The sequence below is a fragment of the Enterobacter sp. HG048 genome (assembly GCF_024702055.1).
Classification (GTDB): domain Bacteria; phylum Pseudomonadota; class Gammaproteobacteria; order Enterobacterales; family Enterobacteriaceae; genus Enterobacter; species Enterobacter dykesii.
In genome coordinates, this window is the sequence record NZ_JANLIZ010000001.1 from 160,492 (window position 1) to 184,713 (window position 24,222).

Annotated in this window: 22 protein-coding genes; 5 read left to right on the forward strand and 17 right to left on the reverse strand. The window is 55.9% G+C overall.

Annotated features, from left to right (window positions below):
* Window positions 1-2: 2 nt before the first annotated feature.
* The 4 genes from NUX24_RS00835 to cecR are packed head-to-tail and all read right to left on the reverse strand — an operon-like array spanning window position 3 to window position 4,527.
* A complete protein-coding gene (locus tag NUX24_RS00835) occupies window positions 3-1,136 on the reverse strand; it encodes an ABC transporter permease (RefSeq protein ID WP_257829300.1) in 1,134 nt (377 codons plus the stop codon).
* Entirely contained in the window at window positions 1,126-2,865 is a 1,740-nt protein-coding gene (locus NUX24_RS00840) for an ATP-binding cassette domain-containing protein (RefSeq protein WP_257829302.1), read from the reverse strand. Before NUX24_RS00840 ends, NUX24_RS00835 begins: the two co-directional genes overlap by 11 nt.
* Window positions 2,858-3,853 carry a secretion protein HlyD gene (gene hlyD, locus NUX24_RS00845; RefSeq protein WP_257829304.1) on the reverse strand — a complete coding sequence of 332 codons (996 nt, stop codon included), beginning with the start codon at window positions 3,851-3,853 and terminating at the stop codon, window positions 2,858-2,860. The genes NUX24_RS00840 and hlyD overlap by 8 nt, the downstream gene beginning before the upstream one ends.
* A complete protein-coding gene (gene cecR, locus NUX24_RS00850) occupies window positions 3,850-4,527 on the reverse strand; it encodes a transcriptional regulator CecR (RefSeq protein ID WP_047650639.1) in 678 nt (225 codons plus the stop codon). The genes hlyD and cecR overlap by 4 nt, the downstream gene beginning before the upstream one ends.
* 207 nt (window positions 4,528-4,734) lie before the next feature.
* Here cecR and rhlE point away from each other — a divergent pair, with 207 nt between their 5' ends.
* Together rhlE and dinG are read left to right on the forward strand one after the other, a co-directional pair.
* Window positions 4,735-6,114 carry an ATP-dependent RNA helicase RhlE gene (gene rhlE / locus NUX24_RS00855; RefSeq protein ID WP_257829310.1) on the forward strand — a complete coding sequence of 460 codons (1,380 nt, stop codon included), beginning with the start codon at window positions 4,735-4,737 and terminating at the stop codon, window positions 6,112-6,114.
* Window positions 6,115-6,211: 97 nt separating this feature from the next.
* The gene (dinG, locus tag NUX24_RS00860) at window positions 6,212-8,389 is read left to right on the forward strand and encodes an ATP-dependent DNA helicase DinG (RefSeq protein ID WP_257829313.1); all 2,178 of its coding nucleotides are present in this window, start codon (window positions 6,212-6,214) and stop codon (window positions 8,387-8,389) included.
* On the opposite strand, the gene NUX24_RS00865 is transcribed toward dinG, so the two are convergent.
* From NUX24_RS00865 to NUX24_RS00885, 5 genes are all read right to left on the reverse strand, one after another.
* Complete coding sequence (locus NUX24_RS00865; RefSeq protein ID WP_126328074.1) at window positions 8,376-8,879, reverse strand: fimbrial protein; 504 nt, start codon at window positions 8,877-8,879, stop codon at window positions 8,376-8,378. The two genes, dinG and NUX24_RS00865, sit on opposite strands and share 14 nt — an antisense overlap.
* The gene (locus tag NUX24_RS00870) at window positions 8,876-9,868 is read right to left on the reverse strand and encodes a fimbrial protein (RefSeq protein ID WP_047650673.1); all 993 of its coding nucleotides are present in this window, start codon (window positions 9,866-9,868) and stop codon (window positions 8,876-8,878) included. The genes NUX24_RS00865 and NUX24_RS00870 overlap by 4 nt, the downstream gene beginning before the upstream one ends.
* 20 nt (window positions 9,869-9,888) lie before the next feature.
* Complete coding sequence (locus NUX24_RS00875) at window positions 9,889-12,432, reverse strand: fimbria/pilus outer membrane usher protein (protein WP_257829318.1); 2,544 nt, start codon at window positions 12,430-12,432, stop codon at window positions 9,889-9,891.
* Between the two features lie 25 nt (window positions 12,433-12,457).
* Window positions 12,458-13,132: a molecular chaperone gene (locus NUX24_RS00880; RefSeq protein WP_047650643.1), complete on the reverse strand. Its 675-nt coding sequence runs from the start codon at window positions 13,130-13,132 to the stop codon at window positions 12,458-12,460.
* A gap of 68 nt (window positions 13,133-13,200) precedes the next feature.
* Window positions 13,201-13,737, reverse strand: a complete 537-nt coding sequence (locus NUX24_RS00885; RefSeq protein WP_257829322.1) for a fimbrial protein — start codon at window positions 13,735-13,737, stop codon at window positions 13,201-13,203.
* 269 nt (window positions 13,738-14,006) lie between these two features.
* Here NUX24_RS00885 and ybiB point away from each other — a divergent pair, with 269 nt between their 5' ends.
* Window positions 14,007-14,969: a DNA-binding protein YbiB gene (ybiB, locus tag NUX24_RS00890; protein WP_257829325.1), complete on the forward strand. Its 963-nt coding sequence runs from the start codon at window positions 14,007-14,009 to the stop codon at window positions 14,967-14,969.
* Window positions 14,970-15,087: 118 nt separating this feature from the next.
* On the opposite strand, the gene ybiJ is transcribed toward ybiB, so the two are convergent.
* From ybiJ to mcbA, 3 genes are all read right to left on the reverse strand, one after another.
* Window positions 15,088-15,348, reverse strand: coding sequence for a DUF1471 family protein YbiJ (ybiJ, locus tag NUX24_RS00895; protein WP_023310874.1), 261 nt, complete (start codon window positions 15,346-15,348; stop codon window positions 15,088-15,090).
* 285 nt (window positions 15,349-15,633) lie between these two features.
* The gene (locus NUX24_RS00900; RefSeq protein ID WP_047650645.1) at window positions 15,634-15,900 is read right to left on the reverse strand and encodes a DksA/TraR family C4-type zinc finger protein; all 267 of its coding nucleotides are present in this window, start codon (window positions 15,898-15,900) and stop codon (window positions 15,634-15,636) included.
* Between the two features lie 127 nt (window positions 15,901-16,027).
* Window positions 16,028-16,294: a DUF1471 family periplasmic protein McbA gene (gene mcbA / locus NUX24_RS00905; protein ID WP_126328078.1), complete on the reverse strand. Its 267-nt coding sequence runs from the start codon at window positions 16,292-16,294 to the stop codon at window positions 16,028-16,030.
* A 243-nt stretch (window positions 16,295-16,537) separates the two neighbouring features.
* On the opposite strand from mcbA, the gene rlmF reads away from it, so the two are divergent.
* On the forward strand, window positions 16,538-17,449 hold the full coding sequence (rlmF, locus tag NUX24_RS00910; protein WP_257829329.1) for a 23S rRNA (adenine(1618)-N(6))-methyltransferase RlmF: 912 nt from the start codon (window positions 16,538-16,540) through the stop codon (window positions 17,447-17,449).
* A 45-nt stretch (window positions 17,450-17,494) separates the two neighbouring features.
* On the opposite strand, the gene ybiO is transcribed toward rlmF, so the two are convergent.
* From ybiO to NUX24_RS00940, 5 genes are all read right to left on the reverse strand, one after another.
* Window positions 17,495-19,708 (reverse strand): mechanosensitive channel protein, encoded by a 2,214-nt coding sequence (gene ybiO, locus NUX24_RS00915; protein ID WP_257829332.1) that lies wholly within the window; start codon window positions 19,706-19,708, stop codon window positions 17,495-17,497.
* Window positions 19,709-19,832: 124 nt separating this feature from the next.
* Window positions 19,833-20,555 carry a glutamine ABC transporter ATP-binding protein GlnQ gene (glnQ, locus tag NUX24_RS00920; RefSeq protein WP_059310721.1) on the reverse strand — a complete coding sequence of 241 codons (723 nt, stop codon included), beginning with the start codon at window positions 20,553-20,555 and terminating at the stop codon, window positions 19,833-19,835.
* Window positions 20,552-21,211 carry a glutamine ABC transporter permease GlnP gene (glnP, locus tag NUX24_RS00925; protein WP_014169254.1) on the reverse strand — a complete coding sequence of 220 codons (660 nt, stop codon included), beginning with the start codon at window positions 21,209-21,211 and terminating at the stop codon, window positions 20,552-20,554. Before glnP ends, glnQ begins: the two co-directional genes overlap by 4 nt.
* An 84-nt stretch (window positions 21,212-21,295) precedes the next feature.
* Window positions 21,296-22,039 carry a glutamine ABC transporter substrate-binding protein GlnH gene (gene glnH, locus NUX24_RS00930; protein ID WP_013097464.1) on the reverse strand — a complete coding sequence of 248 codons (744 nt, stop codon included), beginning with the start codon at window positions 22,037-22,039 and terminating at the stop codon, window positions 21,296-21,298.
* Between the two features lie 609 nt (window positions 22,040-22,648).
* Entirely contained in the window at window positions 22,649-23,149 is a 501-nt protein-coding gene (locus tag NUX24_RS00940; protein ID WP_029740617.1) for an SHOCT domain-containing protein, read from the reverse strand.
* Between the two features lie 326 nt (window positions 23,150-23,475).
* Here NUX24_RS00940 and NUX24_RS00945 point away from each other — a divergent pair, with 326 nt between their 5' ends.
* Entirely contained in the window at window positions 23,476-24,207 is a 732-nt protein-coding gene (locus NUX24_RS00945; RefSeq protein WP_126328081.1) for a hypothetical protein, read from the forward strand.
* Window positions 24,208-24,222: the final 15 nt, after the last annotated feature.

Here is a 24,222-nt window from a genome sequence, read left to right on the forward strand (position 1 = left end):
CCTTAATCCAGTCGCCGTTTGGTTTTCATCCACGTCAACCCAATAAACATCAATGCTGATGCCATTAAAAACAGCGTGTTGACGATCAGCACCACCGGAATATTCCCCGCCAGGAACAGGCTTTGCAGCGTGCTCACAAAGTAGCGCGCCGGAATAACATAGGTCACGGCGCGGATCACCGCAGGCATACTGTCTATCTGGAAGATAAACCCGGACAGCATAATCGACGGTAAAAAGGCGGCGTTGAGGGCCACCTGCGCGGCGTTGAACTGGTTGCGGGTGATGGTGGAGATGAGCAGCCCCATCCCCAGCGTGCTGAGTAAAAACAGGCTGGTGATAAAAAACAGCACCACCAGCGAGCCGCGATACGGCACGCCGAGGATAAAGACTGAGACAAGCATACAGAGCAGCATCGCCAGCATGCCGAGGAAATAGTAGGGGATGAGCTTGCACAGCAGCAGCTCGACGCGCGTCACTTCGGTAGAAAGCAGCGCCTCCATGGTCCCGCGCTCCCACTCGCGGGCGATCACCAGCGAGGTCAGAATTGCGCCGATTACCGTCATGATAATCGTCACCGCGCCCGGAATGATAAAGTGCTGGCTGATGGCGGCGGGGTTAAACCAGTAGCGCGTCTGCACGTCGATGAGCGGTTCAAACGTCTCGCCCCGGTCTTCCGCGCGCTGCATCTGCCAGAGCTGCCAGATCCCCTCCGCGTAGCCCTGCACGAAGTTGGCGGTGTTCGGCTCGCTGCCGTCGGTAATCACCTGGATCGGCGCATCGGTTTCAGCGCGCGCCATATTGGCGGCAAAATCCACCGGAATGACGATCAGACCGCGAATTTTCCCGGCCTGCATTTTCTGGATCAACTCCTGCCGGTTGTCGCTGATGGTGGCGTCAATGTAGGGCGATCCGGTCATGGCGTGAGTAAAGTCCAGCGCCTCTTCGCTCTGCTGCTCCAGCAAAATCCCGACCCGCAGCTTGCTGGAGTCCAGGTTAATGCCGTAGCCAAAGATAAACAGCAGCAGCAGGGGGATGACTACCGCAATCAGCCAGCTGCTGGGGTCACGCACGATCTGCCGCGTCTCTTTAATGCACAGCGCGCGCACCCTGCGCCAGGAAATGGCGTTACTGCGCATGGGCATTCTCCTTATCCCAGTCGTGGATGAGGGTGATAAACGCCTGCTCCATGGTCGGATCCGGAACCTCAGCGTCGGCGGCCTGGTTTTTAAGGTCGTCCGGGGTACCGTGGGCAATCAGCTTGCCGCGATACACCAGCCCGATGCGGTCGCAGTACTCCGCCTCGTCCATGAAGTGGGTGGTCACCATCACGGTCACCCCTTTTTCCACCATGCTGTTGATATGCAGCCAGAACTCGCGGCGAGTGAGGGGATCAACGCCGGAAGTGGGTTCATCCAGAAACAGAATATCCGGCTCGTGCATCAGCGAGCAGGCCAGGGCCAGCCGCTGCTTAAAGCCGAGCGGCAGCTCGTCGGTGGCGTGGGAGGCAATATTCGTTAACCCGAAGGCGTCACTCATACGGCGGATTTTCTCGTTCTGCGCCCGCCCGCGAAGGCCATACACGCCGGAGAAAAAGCGCAGATTCTGCTCGACCGTCAGGTTGCCATACAGGGAGAACTTCTGCGCCATATACCCGAGATGCTGGCGCGCCTTGCCGGAGCTGACCTTCAGGTCCATATCCAGCACCAGAGCCTTGCCGGACGTCGGCACCAGCAGGCCGCACATCATCTTAAAGGTGGTCGATTTTCCCGCGCCGTTCGGTCCGAGCAGGCCAAAAATCTCGCCGCGTTTTACCGCGAAATTGACGTTATCGGTGGCGGCGAAATCCCCGAACTTTTTGGTGAGGGACTTGGCCTCAATGACCGTTTCGCCCGGCGTGCCGTCCACCGTATGCAGAATGGCGGCAAGCGGCGACTCTGAGGTACCCGCGCCGCCCAGCAGGTCGATAAACGCGTCCTCAAAGCGCGGGGCGGTCTCTTCCATCTCGATCTCAGGCATGCCGGGCGCCCGGCGAATATCGTCGACGGTGGCCTCTTTTTTGAGGATCACCCGCACCGAGCGGCCCTGGATCATCCCGTCGCTGACCTGCGGCAGCCTGAGCACCCGCTGGAGCAGCCTGCGGTTGGACTCCTGCGGGCTGTGCAGCAGGAAGCTGCGCCCGGCCATGCTCTGCGTCAGCGTCGTCGGCTCGCCCTGATACAGCAGTTCGCCTTCGTTCATCAGCAGCACGTCCCGGCACTGTTCCGCTTCGTCGAGGTAAGAGGTGCTCCAGAGGATCAGCATCCCGTCGCCCGCCAGCTCGTGCACCATCTGCCACAGCTCGCGGCGCGAAATCGGGTCAACGCCGACGCCGGGTTCGTCCAGCAGCAGCACCTTTGGCTCGCCGACCAGCGTGCAGGCCAGCCCCAGCTTCTGCTTCATCCCACCGGAGAGCTTGCCCGCCAGCCGGTCGGTAAACGGGCCTAGGGAGGTAAACTCCAGCAGTCGGGCGAAGGTTTTCTCCCGGGTTTCACCGGTGACGCTGCGCAGGTCGGCGTACAGGTTCAGGTTTTCCATCACCGTCAGGTCTTCATACAGGCCAAACTTCTGCGGCATATAGCCGAGCATGGCGTGAAGGGCTCCGTCATCCTCGATCGGGTCAAGACCGAGCACGCGGGCCGATCCTTCATCCGGCTTCAGCAGCCCGGCCAGCATCCGCATCAGCGTGGTTTTCCCCGCGCCGTCCGGACCGACCAGCCCGGTCACATAGCCTTTCTGAATGGTGCAGTTCAGCGGCGCGACGGCCGGTTTGTCCATTCCCGCGAAGCGTTTAACCAGATTGTTGAGCTGAATAACCGCGTCATTCATGTCGTTCCCCGCTGTCTACTCTTACGGTGACGGGCATGCCCTGACGCAGCGCGTCGTCCGCATCGGTCACAATGATGCGCAGGCGATACACCAGGTCGGTGCGCAGGTCCGGTGTTTCAACGGTTTTCGGCGTGAATTCGGCAGTAGGGGAGACAAAGCCCACCTTGCCGTGATACGGCTTGTCCGGGCGGCCGTCGGTATAGAGCAGCAGCTCGCGGCCCGGCTGCATCTGGCCGAGGTTAGGCTCGTCAACGTAGGCGCGCACCCACACCGGGCGGGTCAGGGAGAGCGTTAAGACGGTGCTGCCGGCGCTGAGCATGCTTCCCGGCTCCACGGCGCGGGTCATCAGCATGCCGTCAGACGGCGCGATCAAGGTGGTGTCGTGCAGATCCAGCTCTGCCTGCGCCAGCTGCGCCTGCGCCTGTTCAAGGCTGGCTTTCGCCTGGGCGATATCCTGCGGGCGGTTACCGGTGTGGTACTGGCTTAATTTATCCTGCGCGGACTTCAGCGTGGCCTGCGCCTGGTCGCGGGACGAGCGCGCATTTTCCAGATCGTTGGCGGAAATGGTGCGGCTTTTCCACAGCCCCTGCTGGCGCGCGTAGAAGTTCTGCGCGTAGTCAAAGGCGGCTTGCGCCTGCTTAACGGCGGCGGCGGCCTGGGCGATCTCTTCGTCGCGATAGCCCGCCAGCATCAGGTCATACTGCGCCTGGGCGACGGACACGCCCGCTTTGGCCTGCAGCAGCGCATTTTCATAGGGCGCTTTATCCAGCATCCCCAGCGTCTGCCCGGTTTTAATGGCATCGCCTTCGTCCACGCTCAGCGAGGCGAGACGTCCGCCCACGCGGAAGCTCATGTTCACCGTGCGAATATCCACGTTACCGTACAGCGTCAGGCCTTTATCCTGATGGCTCTGATACCACAGCCATCCACCGACTCCGGCGGCAAGCAAAACAACAACCACCAGAATGATGGCGACAGGTTTTTTCATGACTTCAGGCTCCTTTGCGTTAAGCCTTGCAGGATCAGATCGACGTGACAGGCGATGACCTTGCTAATCTGCGCGGCTTTATCCTCATCAAATTGTGTCCAGCCAGTGCGTAACAGGATGGTTTCCCTGCCCAGACGGAAGGCAAGAATTTCACCCAGCAGGGCGTGGGTATGCAAAATTGTCTCGGTATCACTGGCGTCCCGCCCGGTATAGGCGGCGATCAGCCGGGTCAGATGGGTATGCATTGGGGCAATCACCCGATCGTGTACCCGCTGGTAGGCGACGGTCGGGGAAAGCTGCTCGCGGGAGATAAACTTGCTCAGGTTGAGCGTATCGTCGTGCGTCAGCAGGCGGATCATGTTGTGGCAGGCATTGAGAATAAGCTGGCGGACGGCGGCGCGATCGGGCGACGGCTGGCCGAGCAGCGCGGTGGCTTCCTCAACGTGCGGGTGAAACTGCGTGCCGATAAAATCGGCGATCCACTCGGCGCAGGCGAGGTACAAATCCTCTTTTGAGCCAAAATAGTAGGTAATCGCCGCAATGTTCTGCCCGGCCAGCGCGGCAATATCGCGCGTGGTCGCATGCAGCCCGTACTCACCAAACTGCGCCAGCGCGGCGGCGATAAGCTGATTTTTGGCCTGTTCACCTTTGGTTGTTGTGGGTGTCGTATTCATGGCGGCATTAAGAATTAATCAATCGATTGATTAAGATTATGCCTGATTCACGCTAACGTCGAGGGAACGCGGAGGGATATTTTATGCGCTACGTCACAAAAGCTGCTACACTCCGCCCCTTCGCGACATTGTGGTTTTTGTCCTCCCCTATTCGTTATATCTCCCTGAAAACTACACCTGTGATGGTCGGGGCGGTTCGGAGTTTTTATGTCTTTTGATTCCCTTGGCCTGAACCCGGAAATTCTGCGCGCGATCGCAGAGCAGGGCTACGTTGAGCCAACCCCAATCCAGCAGCAGGCGATCCCCGCAGTTCTTCAGGGTCGTGATCTGATGGCGAGCGCCCAGACCGGTACCGGCAAAACCGCGGGCTTTACCCTGCCGCTGCTGGAACTGCTGGTAAAAAACCAGCCGCATGCCAAAGGCCGTCGTCCTGTCCGTGCGCTGATCCTGACCCCAACCCGCGAGCTGGCGGCGCAGATTGGCGAGAACGTGCGTGACTATAGCCGCTATCTCAACATTCGCTCTCTGGTGGTTTTCGGCGGGGTAAGCATTAACCCGCAGATGATGAAGCTGCGCGGCGGCGTGGACGTGCTGATAGCAACGCCGGGCCGTCTGCTGGATCTGGAACACCAGAACGCGGTGAAGCTTGATAGCATCGAAATTCTGGTGCTGGACGAAGCCGACCGCATGCTCGACATGGGCTTTATTCACGACATTCGTCGCGTGCTGGCCAAGCTGCCTGCGCGTCGTCAAAACCTGCTCTTCTCCGCGACCTTCTCCGACGAAATCAAGGCGCTGGCGGAAAAGCTGCTGCATAACCCGCTGGAAGTGGAAGTGGCTCGCCGCAACACCGCCTCCGAACAGGTGACGCAGCACGTTCACTTTGTGGATAAAAAGCGCAAGCGGGAACTGCTCTCCCAGATGATCGGCCAGGGTAACTGGCAGCAGGTGCTGGTCTTTACCCGCACCAAGCACGGCGCGAACCACCTGGCGGAACAGCTGAATAAAGACGGCATCCGCACCGCCGCCATTCACGGTAACAAGAGCCAGGGCGCGCGTACCCGTGCGCTGGCGGACTTCAAATCCGGCGACATCCGCGTGCTGGTGGCGACCGACATCGCCGCCCGTGGCCTGGATATTGAAGAGCTGCCGCACGTGGTGAACTACGAGCTGCCAAACGTGCCGGAAGATTACGTTCACCGTATCGGTCGTACCGGCCGCGCGGCGGCAACCGGTGAAGCGCTTTCTCTGGTCTGCGTGGACGAGCACAAGCTGCTGCGCGACATCGAGCGCCTGCTGAAGAAAGAGATCCCGCGCATCGAAACCCCGGGTTACGAAGTAGACCCGTCGATCAAGGCCGAGCCGATTCAGAACGGTCGTCAGGGCGGTCGCGGTCAGGGCGGCGGCGGTCGCGGTCAGCAGCCGCGTCGTAGCGAAGGTGGCGCGCCGAAATCATCCGGCAAACCGCCGCGTCGTAACAACGACAGCAAACCAGCGGGTGAAAACCCGTGGCGCAGCGGCGAAGGGAAACCGGCAGGGGAAGGGCAGCGTCGACGCCGCCCGCGCAAGCCTGCTAACCCGCAGTAATCTGGAAGCCCGGTCGTAAAGCCGGGCTTTTCTTTTTGCGGCAGCGAAGAGAAAGTGCCACAATAGTGGCTGTTTATACAGTATTTCAGGTTTTCCAATGGCTTTAACCGCTGCGCTCAAGGCGCAAATTGGCGCATGGTATAAGGCGCTACAACAGCAGATCCCCGACTTTATCCCCCGAGCGCCGCAGCGGCAGATGATTGCCGACGTGGCAAAAACGCTCGCCGGGGACGACGGGCGACATCTGGCGATTGAAGCCCCGACCGGCGTCGGGAAAACCCTGTCGTATCTCATTCCCGGCATCGCGATTGCGCGGGAAGAGGATAAAACGCTGGTGGTCAGCACCGCCAACGTGGCCTTGCAGGACCAGATTTTCAGCAAAGATTTGCCCCTGCTGCGCAAAATCATCCCTGACCTGCGGTTTACGGCCGCCTTTGGTCGCGGGCGTTACGTGTGCCCGCGTAACCTGGCGGCGCTGGCCAGCAGCGAGCCGAATCAGCAGGATCTGCTTGCGTTTCTGGACGACGAGCTGACGCCAAACAATAAGGCCGAGCAGGAGCAGTGTGCAAAACTCAAAGCCGAGCTCGACGGCTATAAGTGGGACGGCCTGCGGGATCACACCAGCCAGGCCATCAGCGACGACCTGTGGCGCAGGCTCAGCACCGACAAAGCGAGCTGCCTGAACCGCAACTGTCACTACTACCGGGAGTGCCCGTTCTTTGTCGCCCGGCGTGAGATCCAGGAGGCGGAGGTAGTGGTCGCGAACCACGCGCTGGTGATGGCGGCGCTGGAGAGCGAAGCGGTGCTGCCGGAGCCTAAAAACCTGCTGCTGGTGCTCGACGAAGGACACCATCTGCCGGACGTAGCGCGGGACGCGCTGGAGATGAGCGCAGAAATTACCGCCCCGTGGTTCCGCCTGCAGTTGGATCTTTTCTGCAAGCTGGTGGCGACCTGCATGGAGCAATTCCGTCCGAAAACCACGCCGCCGCTGGCGGTGCCGGAGCGGCTGAGCGACCACTGTGAAGAGGTCTATAGCCTCATTTCATCGCTGAACAACATCCTGAATCTTTATCTTCCGGCAACCCAGGAAGCTGAACACCGCTTTGCGATGGGTGAGCTACCGGAAGAGGTGATGGAGATCTGCCAGCAGCTGGCGAAGCATCTGGAAAAGCTGCGCGGGCTGGCGGAGATGTTCTTAAACGATCTCAGCGAGAAAACGGGCTCGCATGACGTGGTGCGTCTGCACCGCGTTCTGCTGCAGATGAACCGCGCGCTGGGCATGTTCGAAGCCCAGAGCAAGCTCTGGCGGCTGGCCTCGATGGCGCAGGCGTCCGGCGCACCGGTCACCAAATGGGCCACCCGCGAAGTGCGGGACGGGCAGGTCCATCTCTTTTTCCACTGCGTGGGCATCCGCGTGGCCGATCAGCTGGAAAAGCTGATCTGGCGCAGCGTGCCGCACGTGGTTGTCACCTCTGCCACGCTGCGCTCCCTGAACAGTTTTTCTCGTTTGCAGGAGATGAGCGGGCTAAAAGAGAAAGCGGGCGACCGTTTCGTGGCGCTGGACTCGCCGTTTAACCACTGCGAGCAGGGCAAGCTGGTCATTCCGCGCATGAAATTCGAGCCGCTTATCGACAACGAAGAGCAGCACATTGCGGAGATGGCGGCCTACTTCCGCGAGCAGGTCGAGAGTAAAAAATACCCCGGTATGCTGGTGCTGTTTGCCAGCGGGCGGGCGATGCAGCGCTTTCTGGAACACGTCACCGATTTGCGTTTACTCCTGCTGGTGCAGGGGGATCAGCCGCGCTACCGGCTGGTGGAAACCCACCGTAAACGCATTGATAGCGGCGAGCGCAGCGTGCTGGTGGGTTTGCAGTCCTTTGCTGAAGGTCTGGATCTGAAAGGGGACTACCTGACGCAGGTGCATATCCATAAAATCGCCTTCCCGCCTATCGACAGCCCGGTGGTGATCACCGAAGGCGAGTGGCTGAAAAGCCTCAACCGCTATCCGTTTGAGGTGCAGAGTTTACCTGCGGCGTCGTTTAACCTGATTCAGCAGGTCGGGCGTCTGATTCGTAGCCACGGCTGCTGGGGGGAGGTGGTGATTTATGACAAACGTCTGCTCACCAAAAATTACGGCCAACGGCTTCTGAACGCGCTGCCGATCTTCCCGATCGAACAGCCGGAGGTGCCTGAGGTAAAAAAACAGCCGGTCAAACTCACCGCCGTGCGTAAGAAAAGCGTCCGTGCCAAGGGGCGCAGACCTACTGATAAATAAAAGTCACCTGCACCACGCTGCTGAAGGTTCCTGCCGTGACCGGCAATGAGGTAGCGTAATAGCGGGCGGCCAGCGGGAAATCCGCCGTATGATCGTTCTGGTTGATCAATACGCTGAAGCTGGCGTCCGGGGCAAGCGAGATCTGATCCTGCGGGTCGGCAAGTTCCAGCGCCAGTCCTTTCGCGGTTCCGCTGCTGGCGAATTTAGTCGGATGAATGCTGTCCGGCTGACCGTGAAAGGTGGCCGTGGCCAGCACGGCAGTGGTTGGGCATTTCGACAGGGTTAAGTCGAATGATCTCCATTGTCCGGTATCGCCCACGTCCTTAAAATCGCCGGTGTTCGCTTTGCCCAGATTGACCGTCAGGTTCTGGCTGGCGCTGTCCACCTGGCAGGCGTTGGCGTAAATGTTTCCGCGAATATCGAGTTGAATCTCCTCCGCCAGGCTCTGGCTGGCTACTCCAAGCAGTAAAAGGGCTAATAAGGTTTTCATTTGTAGGCCACCGTAATGGTTGCGACGGCATTCGCCGTTCCGGGGGTCACCTCCGCGCTGGTTTGTTCGTAAGAGACGCTGAAGGGATATTGCGACTGGATATTGGCGTAGGTGGTAAAGGTATTCATATATTGCCCGAAAGCAGGTATCTGACCGTTAAAGAGCATTTTCACCCCGACGCCGGTCGCCACGCCGCTTTCCGGCGTTAATTTGATCACGCCGGGAAAATTCGTTTCATATCCATTGGCGCTGGCGATCATCATTTCCGGCTGAACATCCCGATCGCAGAGCATGCCGATATTGAATACCGACTGGGAGACCACGGTTCCTGCCCCGGTAAAACGGCTCACCGGAAAATCACCCAGTATGATAGTCAGGGATTTGGGTGACACAGTGCAGGTCACAGCTTTTACCTGGACATTGCCTGAGTAAGAGATGGTGTTAGGGTCACCCAGGGCCTCAATGCGTGCAACAGCAAGGTTGAATTGCGTATTGCTCATCGTCAGTGCGCCCGAAGCCACGGTTTCGCTGGTTTTTACCAGTTCCAGCGTCACGTCAAAGCTAAAGGGGATGGTAGAGTCGCTGTTTATCGTACCGGAGACCTGGCCTACGGGCATGTTCGCCGAACAAACCTGGTCCGCCGCGCCGGTCACGCGCTGTCCTTTATCATTTCTTAGCGAGATGCCGACACCAGCAACGCCTGTTTCATAGACGCCGGGGATCCCGGGTATCTCTTTGCCGAAGCCGTTGTAGCACGCGATGATTGGCTGACCCGCATCCGGCGCGGAGTAACAGTTTCCCGCTATGTGGACACTGCGTTCAGTTCCCGGAATGGTCGACCCCACGGGCAGGCTGGTGGGCACTGAAATAGACGCTAACGATAGCAGCGCGGGCAGGCTCGGCGATTGGCAAGAAGCCTTCGCGTGCGGCATAAAAAGTGCTGCCGTCGTCAGAACGACAAGTAAGAAAAACGATTTTGCTATCTGCATTATGATCGGTCCGGTGTTAATCAGTGGCACTGCGCGGCAGCGTTAATAATGTTGGTGTCATCCTTCTCCTGCATCAGGGCATAATCGGCGACACAATGCTCGCTCGCCTCCTTGCCCCAGGAAACGAAAAGGCGTCCGTGCTGCGGCAGGCCGGTGAGATACACCAGGCCGTCGTTGCCGACGATAAATTCACTGCTCTTATCTTCCGTGGTGACCGTTGCGCCGAAGGGCAGCGGTTTGTCTTTCCAGGCCAGCGTCATTAAGACGCGTTTGCCCACGCGGGTATCAAAGCTGGCGCGAACTACCGCGCCGCGTGACGGTGTGACCGTCTGCGAGGCGTGCGTGACGTCGGCATCTTCTGGCAGTGTCTCCGTGTCCAGTGAAATGGGGTTGTGACGCCACGGCGTGACAAACGGCACCAGCGTATAGCCGCGAGAGTCCGTTTCCACGCCCGTCTGGTTGGCAACGTGCGTGCCATGTGTGCCCGGCGCTTTAATCAGCACCACGGTTTCGCCCAGGGTCTGGCCGAAGGTGATGCCGTCAGAGTGGGCGACGATGCCGCCCTGGATCCCGGCGTTCACGGTGTGCTGATGGCTGTCCTGACTTACGCCGCCGCGCACTTCACCGTAGGTGCCTTTGTAATCCGCATTCATACTGGTGGAACTGTTGTTATTGGCGCTGTCCAGCCCCTGCTGAACGTTCCAGCTCAGCTTGTCCCCCTCCAGCGCGGTACCATTCAGGCCCAGGTTGTGGGTGGTGCCGTCTTTACTGTTGTTCAGGCTGTAGTTTGCCCAGGTGTCAGGCAGCCAGCGGTCGAGCGGAACCGACACGTTGAGGCCGATTTGTCGGTCATAGCTGATGGATTTACCGTCCTCGTCAGTGTCGTCGCTGTTTTTATTGACGCTGTAGCTCAGGCTATAGCTCACGCCGTGCCAGCTGTTGTTGTAGTTAACGCTCAGTGAGGTCATATCCTGACTCTGGCTCCAGTAACTCTCTTTCACCAGGCTCAGCGTCAGCGACCCCCACTTGTCGCCCAGTGTCTGGTCGATGGTGGCCTCCGCCCGCGCGCGGCGCTGCTGTGGAGCGGACCAGTCGTTTGCACGGGTCCAGGACTCCATAGTGTCCTGCAGGGTGTAAAAGCCTTTGCTGTTGTAGCGATAACCCGCCAGCGAGAAGCTAGTGCCGGTCGCGGTAAAATTTTTGCTGTAGCGCAGACGAAGGGATTGCCCTTTGCGGGTTTTGCGCTTTTTCAGTAACGCTTTGGCGCGGGTAACGTCTACGGAGAACGCGCCGAGGTCACCAAAGTTTTTCCCCGCCCCGAGCGCGGTGGAGTGGTAATGCGAACTCTGCTGTGTACCGCCATAAACGGTGACGCCATGTGACAGGCCATAGATGGCGCTGCCCTGGGCGAAAGGGGTCTTCTCAACCTCTTTATCGTATGAACGGTAGCGCCCTGCCGCGACGCTGTACTTCAGGTGCTTTTCCCGCTGCAGAACCGGCACGGAGGCAAACGGCACCACGAAATGACTCTCGCTGCCGTCGGTCTCTTTTACCGTGACGTTCAGATCGCCGCTGCTGCCGGTGGGGTAGAGATCGTTAATCTCAAACGCGCCTGGGGCCACGGTGTTTTGATAGATAACGTAGCCATTCTGGCGAACCACCACCTGGGCGTTACTGTGCGCCGTGCCGCGAACCACCGGGGCATACCCGCGCTCGCTGTCCGGCAGCATGTCGCTTTCGGTAGCCAGTTGTGCACCAGTGTAAGAGACGCTGTCGAAAACGTCGGCCTGGGTGCTGCTCTGACCCACGGTCATCTCGCTCTTCAGCCCCACGATATCGCGATGGGCATAGGTATAGACCGGGGTCAGCTTGCCGTCATCCTGACCGCCGTTCGAATTGTGGTTCCAGGTGCTGTAATTACGCACGCGCCAGGCACCGGTGTTAAAGCCGGGGCGCAGGTTAATAAACTGGCTGCTTTTGTCCGCTTCCCCTTGCTGACGGGCGTGGCTTTGGCTGGCGTTAACGCTATAGTTCAGGATGCCCGCGGTGATCCCTTCGTCATACTCTTTCGGATCGATATAGCCGCGAGGCACCTGGCCCAGCGCCGACTGGGGAATACTCAGCAATAGCTGCTGGTTTTTGATGCGGAAAGTCGCCGAGGCCGAAGGGATAGCGCTCAGATCCGCGCATTCTCCTTTTGCCGCCAGCTTTGGATAATCTTTGGTTTTGATACCCAGATGCGTTAATTCATCCAGGCTCAGGCAAGGCTGCAGAGAATTATCTCCCTGCGCATCTTTTTGTAATGTAAAAAGGACGTCACGTGTGTCGACTTTATTGTTATTGACGAACATCGTGACCTGATATTTACCCGGTGCCTGACCGGGACCGTTTTCATATACAGAGAGATCGGTCTTTGCCTGCTCTGGATTATCAATATCCAGCAGGGCAGGGTTAAAATAATCATCAGCGTGGGCCTGCAGCGCGCAGCATGTCACCGCTATCCCACAAAAAGTGGGCAGCCTTTCACGCAGTCGACGGAATAGCGGCTTAGTTGTGCTGTACATGATTATCCAGGCGTCAAATAGAGTATTAACGAACGGATGCAGACCAGGTTTTACTGATGCTTCCGTAATCGTTAATGACCGACCAGTTTACGGTGTTACCGTTCATATTTGCCGGAAGGGCAAAGCGGGTAGAGGTATCAGGCACAGCCCAGGTCGCTTTTGCCACTTTTTGGCCGTTCAGCGTTACGCTCTGGAAATTCATATAGAAAGGCGTGGGGTTGTTTACCACCAGATCGTTGCCTTCGCGGTGCCATTCCAGTTTATCTGCCACTTCTTCGGGTTTGCCTTTAATCGATGCAGGGCGATACAGCAATTTAATACGGGTATTGATGGCTATTTGTAATGTATTAACGCCCTGTTCATGGCTTGAAGAAGGAATGGCTTTAATATTTAACCAGTATAACGACTCGCGATCTTCTGGCATATTTCCGCCGGTGCGCACCACGCGCAGCACGTTATCTTCTTTAGCGTTCAGACGGAACAGAGGCGGGGTAATCAGAAACGGTGCTTTACCGCCTTTTTTCAAACCGGTATCCACCCAGGACTGTACCAGATAGTTAATATCATCCGGATTGGAAATCCCAATCGAAGACTCTTTTTTCTCTCCCTGATAAACCAGTCGGGTGCCATTAATTATTACACCTGCATGGGCTGTTACTGCGGTCAGTAAAAGTGCGCTTAATAAATAACTGTGTCGCATAAATCTGTCTCAAAGAAAGAGGAGATATTCGCCTTCGCGTGAAGGCGAATATCTCCTTATTGATCGTATCAGTTATAAATAACGGTAAAAGTAGACGCTGAGTTAGCCTGCCCGGCAGTGATCGATGCCTGAGTCTGAATATAACGTGCGCCAAACTCCAGATTATTTACCGTCGTGCCAGCAGCTAAAGGATACTGCTTCGAAGGCGTATATAAACTGACGGGCTGTTCGGAAGAATCAACCAGCTGAATCGCCACGCCGGTTGCCGTCGTCGCACCCGGGGTCAAGGCCAGCGTGGTATTATTATCCGCGTCGGGCGTACCACCGAAATTGATGGCTGCAGACGTGACCGTTTCCGGGCAGTCTTTTAACTGAATGTCAAATTTCGTTAAGGTGCTGGTAGAGCCTGCGCCGGTAAACGTTGTTTTGGAGACTTTGCCCAGCGCAACATTCAGCGGACTGCTTAAGCCGTTAACCACCTGACAGGCGGAATCGATAATTTCACCTGTGAAGTTAATTTGCCCTTCACCGGTGGATGCTGCGAAAGAAGATGCAGAGCATCCCAAAGCGGCAGCAATGAGTAAACCTAAAGTCACTTTTTTCATATTTAAACCTGTATGTTTCTCCTTTCGACCTCTGCATCCCGCATTATTCGAAGTTATGTCTCAACTACTCACCGCTGAGTATTTAATCAGAAAATTCAGGTCGGAAAAGGTCCCGCGCGGCTTCCAAATAATTCAATTAATTCTTGCAAAATAATTTTTCTTAATAAAACAATTGATTATAAAAAACCGCAGGGTGGGCAAAAAAACTAACAGCGGCGACATCATCAGGGCTATATTGTTAACAAGATAAGGCTGTCAGGAGGAATGTCGTGGATTATCGCAAAATTATCAAAGAGGTAGGGCGCGGGAAAAACCATGCCCGCGACCTGGACCATGAAACCGCGCGTGCGCTTTATACCCGCATGCTTAACGGCGAGGTACCTGAGCTGGAGCTGGGTGGTATCCTTATTGCGCTGCGTATTAAAGGCGAAGGGGAAGCGGAGATGCGCGGCTTCTATGATGCCATGCAGGCGCAAACGCTGCGCTTAACGCCGCCGGTGGCTAAACCCATGCCAATCGTCATCCCGAGCTACAACGGCGCGCGCAAGCAGGCAAATTTAACCCCGCTGCTCGCTATCTTGTTACACAAGCTGGGGTTCCCGGTGGTGGTGCACGGCGTCAGCGAAGATCCCACCCGCGTGCTGACGGAGACCATTTTCGGGATGCTGGGCGTTGAGCCCACGCGTCATGCCGGCCAGGCGCAGGCGAAGCTGGATGGCCATCAGCCTGTTTATATCCCGGTCGGCACACTCTGCCCGCCGCTGGAAAAGCAGCTCGATATGCGCTGGCGCATGGGCGTGCGCAACAGCGCGCACACGCTGGCGAAACTGGCCACGCCGTTTGGCGAAGATGCCGCTCTGCGTCTTTCCAGCGTCTCGCACCCGGAATACGTGGCGCGCGTGGGGCAGTTCTTTGAGGCAATTGGCGGAAGAGCGTTGCTGATGCACGGCACTGAAGGCGAGGTTTATGCCAACCCGCAGCGCTGCCCGCAGGTGATGCTGATTGATTCTGCAGGTACGCGCGCCATTCTGGAACGCGGGGAAGAGAATACCGGTGTGATATTGCCTGAAGCAAAAGACCCCCATACTACAGCCCACTGGATTGAGCAGTGTCTTGCCGGAAATGTTCCTGTTCCGCATTCAATCAAGCTGCAGATGGCCTGCTGTTTGCTGGCAACCGGAGAAGTGGAATACATTCAGGCCGGGCTTGAACGCGTGGCGCAGGCGTTTTAGACAAAAAAAAGCCCGTCCAGTGGCGGACGGGCAAGCAAGGGTAACAAACAACAGGGTCAATGAGGGTTGGAGCAGCTCACCAGAGGGTTTGGCGAGGGGACAGCATTCGTTCAGGCGATTATTTGTAGATAACCGCGGTACCGCTCAGCTTGTTATTGCCGTTAGCGGAAGTAATGGTGTATCCGCTTGCACCGGCAGCAGCGGCTTTCTCAGCCAGTTTGGCTTCCAGACCGTCCAGCGTGGTGGCGCCATCAGCACTTACCACACCAACTTTGTTCATGTTCTGTGCCTGAGTAGAAGAGACAGGCTCTACGGCGAAAGCGCCGAAAGACAGAGCGGACAGGGCAACAGCAGCTACAGCATATTTGATGGTTTTCATAATTAATCTCTCGCAGGTGTTTCTGTTAAGGGGACGATGTTCCGTCGATGTGATAAGTATCACGGTTTTTTGCGAGTGATAAAATCGAAGAGAATTGACGTGGTTGCTCAAAAAAATTGAATGACAAATAACTTATTGAATATTAATAAATTCAAAGCACCCCTTTACACTTCTTGCGGGGGCGCTTTACAGAAGCGATACGAAGGGCACGTTTTGCTACGCGTCTGGCTAAAAACCGTGAGCGTAAAGGAACGCGTGCACTCGGTTAGCTTCGGTAAAGCAAAGTCAACGTAACTGGCTGTCTTTCGAACCTCTGCGATTATATCCCGAGTGTGATGCGTTTTTTGAATCTTTATGCTGCTGGCAGGCAATGCAAAGCCGTACGCCGGGAATGGCTTTTCGGCGCGCCTCCGGAATGGGGTCTCCACATTCTTCGCATTCCGTTAAGCTTTCGCCGCGCGGAATTTCACCGCGGGCACGCGCAACCGCATCTTCAATTGTACTGTTGATCTGTTCGTTAACAGCGTCGTCATTTGCCCAGCCGGAAGCCATAGCGTCCTCCTGAAATAGGTTTAGGCCATACGTTTACTATGGGGTTAAAAAATGAACAATCAAGGCGAAGGGAGAAGAGAACTGCATCCGTTGGGCAGATGCAGTCTTATATTATAGAAGAGGTCGGTTATTTATAAATGGTCGCAGTGCCGTACATATGGTTATCTCCGCCAGCGGAGTTTACCACGAATCCTTTTGCGCCTTCCTGACGGGCTTTTTCGGCGAGCTTAGCCTGTAGATCGTCAAGGTTACTGGCACGGCTTACCGAAACGGTGCCTGCTGGACGCAGCTGGCTGGTATCGTTACTCTCGGTCAGCGACTGAACGGACATGGCAGAAAATGAAGCGGTCGCCAGAACGCCGGCGATAACAGCAAGGGTCAGGTACTTTTTCATAATCACATCCTCATGAGGAAACAACAGGTGATTCCCTTTAAGTTTAGAAGCCTGACGAGTGTGACTTAGCGCAAATATTTGATGATGATCTGCTTATTTTTTGAACGATATAAATTGACAATTCGCTGACGAATCATAGACATAAAGGTGTTTGATTTGTGGCGAGTTTTTGAGCGCCGCAGAGAAAGATTTACCGTTGGGCCAGCAAAGGGTATCTTACGCCGCTGTTTAAAGGAGAATGCCATGACTGCCCAAAAGCCGGGATTGCACCCGCGAAATCGCCACCGCAGCCGCTACGACATGAACGCGTTATGCCTGAGCTGCCCGCCGCTGCAGGACTACCTGGTTCAGACCCCAGCGGGTGAGCCCTCGGTCAACTTTGCTGACCCGCAGGCGGTTAAAATGCTGAACAAAGCCCTGCTGGCGCATTTCTATGGTGTGGCTCACTGGGATATTCCGGAAGGCTTTCTCTGTCCCCCTGTGCCGGGCCGCGCGGATTACGTTCATCACCTTGCCGACCTTCTTGCCGAAGGCAATGAGGGTGTTGTTCCGCCGCAGGCCACCATTCTGGATATTGGCACCGGGGCGAATCTGATTTACCCGCTGATCGGGGCGCATGAATATCAGTGGCGCTTTACCGGAAGCGAAATCGGTGACGAGGCCTTTGCCAGCGCCCAGGCGATTATCAGCGCTAACCCGGGAATGAGCCGCGCCATTCGCCTGCGTCGTCAGAAAGATGCAGGGTCGATCTTCAACGGCATTATTCACAAAAACGAAACCTATGACGCCACGATGTGCAACCCGCCGTTCCATGATTCGGCGGCATCGGCCCGTGCGGGCAGCGAGCGCAAGCGCCGTAACCTGGGTCAGGCTGAAGATGCTGCGCTGAACTTCGGTGGTCAGCAGCAGGAGCTCTGGTGTGAAGGGGGCGAAGTGGCGTTTATCCTTCGCATGATTGCGGAAAGCAAACAGTTTGGCCGTCAGGTGAAGTGGTTTACTACGCTGGTTTCCCGCGGTGATAACCTGCCGCCGCTCTACCACGCGCTGACCGAAGCGGGCGCCGTAAAAGTGGTGAAAAAAGAGATGGCGCAGGGCCAGAAACAGAGCCGCTTTATTGCCTGGACGTTTATGGACAATAACAAACGTCGCAAATAGCACTCCGTCGTAGGCCGGGTAAGGCGAAGCCGCCACCCGGCTCGGTTACAGCGTCGGCTCCTGCGGCGGGAGCGGCGATGCGGGTGGCGGCAATACCTGATAAGTCTGTACTGGCATCCGCACGTTCGCCAGATCGAAGTGTTTCTTCACCATGCTGTCGAGCGCAAAGCGTACCGTCCACTGCTTCAGCGGCTGGGTAGTGAACGACACGCGCAGGGTAAAGGCCGTGTTCGTCAGCCCGACGATGCCGGCAAATGACGGCTCTCCGATCACCAGCCCGCGAATATCTTCCATCAGCATCAGTTCTTCTACCGCATCGCGCAGCGCCTGCTTCGCTTTGTCCGCATCCTCGTGGCGATCCACATCGTAGTTCGCCACAACGGAACCAATCCCGCGCACAAAGTTGGCGAAGGTGGTGATCGAAGACCAGGGGATGATGTGGTAGGCCCCGGTGTCCTGACGCACGCCAACCGAACGGATGGACATCCTCTCCACGGTGCCGGTTAACGGTCCGATGGTCACCAGATCGCCCGTGTTCATCCCGTTCTCAAACTGGATAAAGATGCCGGTAATAATATCCTTCACCAGCGTTTGCGACCCGAAGGAGATCGCCAGCCCCAGAGCACCGGCACCCGCCAGCAGTGGGGCGATATTCACGCCGATTTCCGACAGCACGATCATGATGGTGATGGTGCTGATAATGACCGCCAGCGCGTTACGGAACAGGGTTAACAGCGTTCTTGCCCGGGCGCTGGGCAGCGGCCTGCCGTGAATATCCGATACCAGGCGGTTCTCAATAAGGCTCGCCAGCAGCGTCCAGCCGACGGCGGAGAAGAACAAAATCAGCGCGATGCGAATCAGGATATCAACCGTTTTTTCACCCGCACCGTTGTGCAGCCAGTTCCAGAAATCAAACAGGCTCCACGCATTCAGAAGCAGCATAATCGCCACGCAGACGGTGAGAATGCGCGCCACTTTGAGCGATACCGACATCCAGCCGTTTACCCGCTTTTGCAGTTCCGGGTAATTACGCTGGACCTGCGGCGACAGGGTGATGGTTTTCGAGATCCAGCGCGACAGCAGCCCCGACACAAACGCCGCGATGCCGATAATAGCCAGGCTTTTGAACGTCGCCCCCATCATAAATTTCAGGCTATTGCCCGGGTCGAACAGCGAGAAGAAGCACAGCACGATGAAGTAAGCGCTTGCCAGCCAGTGCCACACCAGGGCGAACGCGCGAATAAAGAGGCTAAAGAACGAGAGGGAGCGATCGGCCAGATTCAGCAGGCTTTGGGTAATGGTTTTTTTATTGTGGAAGATCAGATACAGCGACCAGACGGTAATGCAGATCATGATTAGGACGTTTGCCAGCGCGCCAAACTGGACGTTCACCTGGTTGGAGATGATCGGCACGGCAACCAGCAGGCCGTAGCCAATCAGCCCGCTGAGCACGCTCAGGCGCAGCGCCCAGTACTTCGCGGTCGCATCCCGAATGGAGAAAGGACGCAGCTCCGGCACGTGCGGACAAAAGAGTAACCGCAGCAGCGCCTTAAAGAACTCAATCAGGGCAAAGGCATTCAGGAAAAGCGACTGCTGAAAGGCGATGGTTTTGTTGCCTGCATTCAGCCTGTCGGCCAGCATCTGGCCTAAAAACAGCGTCAACGCCAGCAGCAGTAAATCAATGATAAACGCTGAGGCGATCATCAACGGCAGATGCAGCCAGCTGCTTTTATGCTGATTTTTCCTGCGTCCCCATTGCCCCATTTTGCGGTACAGCGGCCACGCGCACAGGCGCACCAGCCAGTAAAAAAGAAATACCGCACCCGCCAGCATCAGGAACTGCGTGGCGGCGGCGGTAAACGTTTGCGGATTAAATGCCTTATGCGGTGAGCCAATCAGGTTGCGGTAAAGCTGAGCGAAGCGCGAGGAGAGCGCTTCCCCATAGTAGCGGCTCACGTCGGTGACGTTTTCCAGCACCGTTTTTTGCTCCTCAACCTGAGGAGGGGTTAGGGTTGGCACCGACTCCTGCGGCGGCGTGGCGGCGGCTTTGCGCAGCTGGCCAATAAGCTCCTGCCGGGAGGTGTCGTTTTCAAGGACGTCGGCAAGCGCACTGTAGGCGGCTTTTTTCTGTTCAACATCGGGTTCCGGAGGTGGCGTACTTTGCTGGGCGGCAGGGGCGCCGGTGGTCACTCCGGGGATCGCGACGGCGAACGATGGCGCACTAAACAGGCTAATCAACAGCAACAGGATCCACGGCACGGCGTCCTCCGGTGAAAATGTCGAACAAAATGATAAGTATAGAAGTCGGGGCGAGGAGGGGGATTTTTGGGAACAATCTGGCGTAAAAAAGCCGGGCATGCCCGGCTTAGCGTAAAGCGATGGATCAGGAGACGTGCTGCAGGAACTCCTGCAAACGCTGGCTCGGCGGGTTCGCAATCAATTCCTGCGGGTTACCGTCTTCCGCGATACGGCCTTTATCAATAAAGATCAGGCGGGACGCCACTTTTTCAGCAAAGCCGATTTCGTGGGTTACGATCACCATCGTCATCCCTTCTTCCGCCAGATCCTGCATGACTTTCAGCACCTCGTGACGCAGCTCCGGGTCAAGCGCAGAGGTTGGCTCATCAAACAGCATCATTTTCGGTTTGACCGCCAGGGCGCGGGCAATCGCCACACGCTGCTGTTGACCGCCAGACAGCTCGGAAGGGTAGTGGTGCGCACGTTCTGCCAGGCCGACTTTCGCCAGCAGGTCTTTTGCCAGCGCTTCCGCTGCCGCTTTGCTGGCACCGCGCACGCGCAGCGGGCCAAACATCACGTTTTCCAGCGCCGTCAGGTGCGGGAACAGGTAGAACTGCTGGAACACCATGCCCGCTTCCTGACGGATCAGACGCTCATCCACTTTCGGGTCGTTTACCTTCAGGCCGTCGACGATCAGATCGCCGCTGGTGATCTCTTCCAGCTTGTTGATGCAGCGCAGCAGGGTGGATTTACCGGAGCCGGAAGGCCCGATAATCACTACCACTTCACCCTGCTTGATGTTCAGATCGATATTGTGCAGCACCTGGGTTGGGCCAAAGTGCTTGGAAACGTTTTTAAATTCAATCACAGGATTTTCATCCTTCTTTCAAGACGACGCAGAACGAAGCTCAGAACCAGAGTAATGATCAGGTAGACAACGGCTACCGCACTCCAGATTTCCAGCGCGCGGAAGTTGCCAGCAATGATCTCCTGCCCCTGACGGGTCAGCTCGGCCACGCCGATAACAATGAACAGCGACGTATCTTTAATGCTGATGATCCACTGGTTACCGAGCGGCGGCAGCATGCGACGCAGCGCCAGCGGCAGAATAACGTGGCGGATCGTTTCGCGACGAGAAAGACCTAGCGCCAGACCGGCTTCACTGAAACCTTTATGAATCGACAGCACCGCACCGCGGGTGATTTCCGCAATATAGGCGCCTGAGTTGATCATAATTGTGACGACGGCTGCGCTGAACGGGTCGATGCGCAGGTCGGTGAACGCCATAGGCAGGGCGAAGTAGATGAACATGACCTGCACGACAATAGGCGTGCCGCGGATCACTTCGATGAAAACCAGTGCGATGTGGTTTGCGATCCAGCCGCCGTAGGTGCGGGCGAAACCGGCGACAAGACCGATAATCAACCCACCAACCAGACCCAGGACCGAAATCCACAGGGTCATTTTAGCGCCTTCAAGCAAGATAGGAATGGCAGGCCAGATGGCGCTCCAGTCAAACTGCATGATAATTTCCTGTTACTGTTACCGTGTTTCAAAAATAGCAGGGGCGAAAGGTCGCCCCCGAGTGAACGTCATTTTTACGTCTTATTATTTAGGCTCGGTGCCGAACCATTTTTTGTAGATTTCGTTATAGGTGCCGTTCTCTTTCAGCGTTTTCAGCGCGCCGTTAACTTTCGTACGCAGGTCGTCGCTGCCTTTCGGGAACGCGATACCGTACTGCTGCGCTTCCAGAGACTCGCCAACGGCTTTGAACTTACCGTTACCGGCTGTCTTGATGAAGTACAGGATGTTAGGCGTGTCGTGCAGAACAGCGTCAGCACGGTTGGTGCCGAGTTCCATGTACGCGTTGTCGATGTTCGGGAACTGACGCAGGTCTTTGGTTTTGATATTTGCTTTAGCGTAATCAACAGAACCGGTTCCGCTCTTCACAGCCACCACTTTGCCGTCGAGATCTTTCACGCTTTTTACGTCGTTATTATCGGCTTTGACCATCACCAGCAGGCCGCTTTTGTAGTAGCCGTCAGAGAAGTCGATCGCTTTTTTACGTTCATCGGTAATGGTGATGCCTGCCAGTGCCAGATCAACGTTTTTGGTTTGCAGTGCCGGGATGATGCCGCTGAAGTCCATAGGCTTCAGGGTGTAATCCAGCTTGAGTTCTTTTGCGATAGCGGCCCACAGATCCACATCAAAACCAACGTATTTATCACCCTGTTTGAATTCAAACGGAACGAACGCCGTGTCGGTCGCCACAACCAGTTTGTCGGCAGCCTGAGAGGACACTGCAAAAGCCAGGGTAAGTGCAGCCAGTGAAACTTTTAATACAGACTTCATAGCATTTCCTTTTATATCCACGGGGCGATCCCCTGCGAGAACAGGTGGCACAATGAAAAAATCGTGCCAACTTTACAAGCTATTGTTTTGCAAAGGGGATGATGTCATGCATTGCACAATAAATGGGGCAATGAGGCTTTATTGCACCAAAGTGAAGCACCGTTTTGGTGCGCTTCGTTTGGCCCAACTGACGGGGAGATATTTAGCGTAAATTCTGACGAAAAAACAATCTTCCGTTAACGGTTGTGTGAGGTGATTATTACATTTCGTTCACTTTTGCAGGCGTGCAGACAAAAACTGTGCACCATAGATGTGCAAAACCCTCACCAATGGCACAGGTGACAGGCAGCTGAAAATGAAAGTGTCAAAACAGGCACGGAAAGAGAAACCTTCACTGCCAGAGTACTGATATGTCCGAGGGATATCTTGTGAGGTTCACGGCGTGGAGAAAATGGTGCTGACATCGCTCCCGCGGACCGCTATTACGGCGTGAGGCAACAAACGCCCCCGACCAGCAAGGCCGAGGGCGATTAAGATAGCAAAAACCGTTCTCCGATGAATTGGCTGCGGAATCCAATAATTTCCCCTGTTAACCCGGAGGAAGGAACGTTAAATCAGCTCCATTAATTTGCTTTTTTTTGCCTGGAATTCTTCTTCCGAAATGATCCCGCTCTCTTTGAGTTCGGAAAGCTTTTTGAGCTGCTCATAGGGATCCTGATGGGTCATAGCCGGTTCGGCTATTGGTGTTTCCGTCTTCACTCCGCGGCCAGCTTCAATCGCCTCAATCAGGGCGAGTTCTGCATCCTTGCTGAACATCTTAAATTCCAGATCGTCGTGGGAAGTATGGATCCGAATGACCCGGTGACCCAGCGTGGACTTGCGTTCAATCGACGTAATGGATTTTAACGGGATAGTCTCAATCACCTCGCCGAGAAAACCTTTACGGTAGAATGCCACTCGCTGGCCCGTAACGATCAGTACACCGTTGTGCTGTTTGTCCTTACCCTGTCCCATCACTTTGCCGATATAGCCTTCTCCCCACTGCAGAACGGCTTCACCAGGATTGAGATGGTTTGCTTCGAATTTGCTGACGTGCTTATTTTCTTTCATCAAAAAACTCCCTTTAAGAAGACCGATGCATTTGGCCTGCATCGGATTGAAGTCACTGCAAAATGAATCATCTATCATATTGCATACCCGGGATAACTGCACTTCTTGAAAGGCGATTGTGTACACGGTATTTACCGGATGATCTGCTTCAGACGCGGAGAGGTCAGCGAGCGGATGCTAAGAAAGAATCCTGCCGGCAGAATAAAGACGACCGCCACGTCTCTTCCGATGCTGGCGCATGAGAGTGAATTACTCCCTAATTAGATCTTATTTTCTGATAATATGACATTGTTTTTTAATGGATATATACAGTCAAAAGGATAACGATGAGCACTTTTCTTTCTTTAATCGCATTTATTCTGTTTGTGGCCTTTTTTATTGGCCTGATTAAACCCTCGCTGGTCAAAATGCCCGGTCGTAAGCAAGCCAGTGCCGTTTATCTGGGCGGTTTTCTGGGCCTCTGCGTAATCAATGCCATCCTGCTACCGGCCGACCGCAGTCCGGCCGTTGTGAAAAAACAGGATCAGCCGCAGAATGCGGATGTCTCCCCGCCGCCTTTCAAATATGCTGATAAAACCCTTACCGAGTATCGTAGGGAGCGTAAGGATACGCGACACAAGATTGTGGCTGCTTATATGGCATATCGTCAGGTGCCCGTTGCGTCAGAAGAGGGGTTTTATGCCTGCGTGAGCCAGAACAGCTACACCACGCAGGGTGACACACCGTTTGGCGTGATAGCGAACTGGTGTGTCACTGAATACCGTTCCAGTCCTGAGATGCTGGCAAAACGCATCAACTTCGATACATTCCAGGATAATTTTAGCGGTTGGAACGGGGCTTATCGTCCGTTAGAGGCCATGATCAAAGCCGACATGCATGATGATTCTTCCTACAAACACCTCTCCACACGGTATCATCTGGTTCTGACCGACGATCCGCATGCCACGATAGATACCACATTCCGTGGCACCAACGCCTTTGGTGGCATAGTCAAAGAGACTGTCTCTGCGCGGGTAGATCTGCGAACCGGGAATGTTATTTCGATCGTTGAACAGTAAGGACAGCACGCTTCC

Bases quoted from the DNA above. Each gene is read 5' to 3' on its own strand.
- hlyD (WP_257829304.1), bottom strand. From the start codon at position 3,853: ATGAAAAAACCTGTCGCCATCATTCTGGTGGTTGTTGTTTTGCTTGCC.
- glnP (WP_014169254.1), bottom strand. From the start codon at position 21,211: ATGCAGTTTGACTGGAGCGCCATCTGGCCTGCCATTCCTATCTTGCTT.
- glnH (WP_013097464.1), bottom strand. From the start codon at position 22,039: ATGAAGTCTGTATTAAAAGTTTCACTGGCTGCACTTACCCTGGCTTTT.
- cecR (WP_047650639.1), bottom strand. From the start codon at position 4,527: ATGAATACGACACCCACAACAACCAAAGGTGAACAGGCCAAAAATCAG.
- NUX24_RS00870 (WP_047650673.1), bottom strand. From the start codon at position 9,868: ATGCAGATAGCAAAATCGTTTTTCTTACTTGTCGTTCTGACGACGGCA.
- ybiJ (WP_023310874.1), bottom strand. From the start codon at position 15,348: ATGAAAACCATCAAATATGCTGTAGCTGCTGTTGCCCTGTCCGCTCTG.
- NUX24_RS00840 (WP_257829302.1), bottom strand. From the start codon at position 2,865: ATGAATGACGCGGTTATTCAGCTCAACAATCTGGTTAAACGCTTCGCG.
- NUX24_RS00885 (WP_257829322.1), bottom strand. From the start codon at position 13,737: ATGAAAAAAGTGACTTTAGGTTTACTCATTGCTGCCGCTTTGGGATGC.
- NUX24_RS00880 (WP_047650643.1), bottom strand. From the start codon at position 13,132: ATGCGACACAGTTATTTATTAAGCGCACTTTTACTGACCGCAGTAACA.
- NUX24_RS00865 (WP_126328074.1), bottom strand. From the start codon at position 8,879: ATGAAAACCTTATTAGCCCTTTTACTGCTTGGAGTAGCCAGCCAGAGC.
- mcbA (WP_126328078.1), bottom strand. From the start codon at position 16,294: ATGAAAAAGTACCTGACCCTTGCTGTTATCGCCGGCGTTCTGGCGACC.
- NUX24_RS00900 (WP_047650645.1), bottom strand. From the start codon at position 15,900: ATGGCTTCCGGCTGGGCAAATGACGACGCTGTTAACGAACAGATCAAC.
- NUX24_RS00940 (WP_029740617.1), bottom strand. From the start codon at position 23,149: ATGAAAGAAAATAAGCACGTCAGCAAATTCGAAGCAAACCATCTCAAT.
- dinG (WP_257829313.1), top strand. From the start codon at position 6,212: ATGGCTTTAACCGCTGCGCTCAAGGCGCAAATTGGCGCATGGTATAAG.
- rhlE (WP_257829310.1), top strand. From the start codon at position 4,735: ATGTCTTTTGATTCCCTTGGCCTGAACCCGGAAATTCTGCGCGCGATC.
- rlmF (WP_257829329.1), top strand. From the start codon at position 16,538: ATGACTGCCCAAAAGCCGGGATTGCACCCGCGAAATCGCCACCGCAGC.
- NUX24_RS00945 (WP_126328081.1), top strand. From the start codon at position 23,476: ATGAGCACTTTTCTTTCTTTAATCGCATTTATTCTGTTTGTGGCCTTT.
- NUX24_RS00835 (WP_257829300.1), bottom strand. From the start codon at position 1,136: ATGCGCAGTAACGCCATTTCCTGGCGCAGGGTGCGCGCGCTGTGCATT.
- NUX24_RS00875 (WP_257829318.1), bottom strand. From the start codon at position 12,432: ATGTACAGCACAACTAAGCCGCTATTCCGTCGACTGCGTGAAAGGCTG.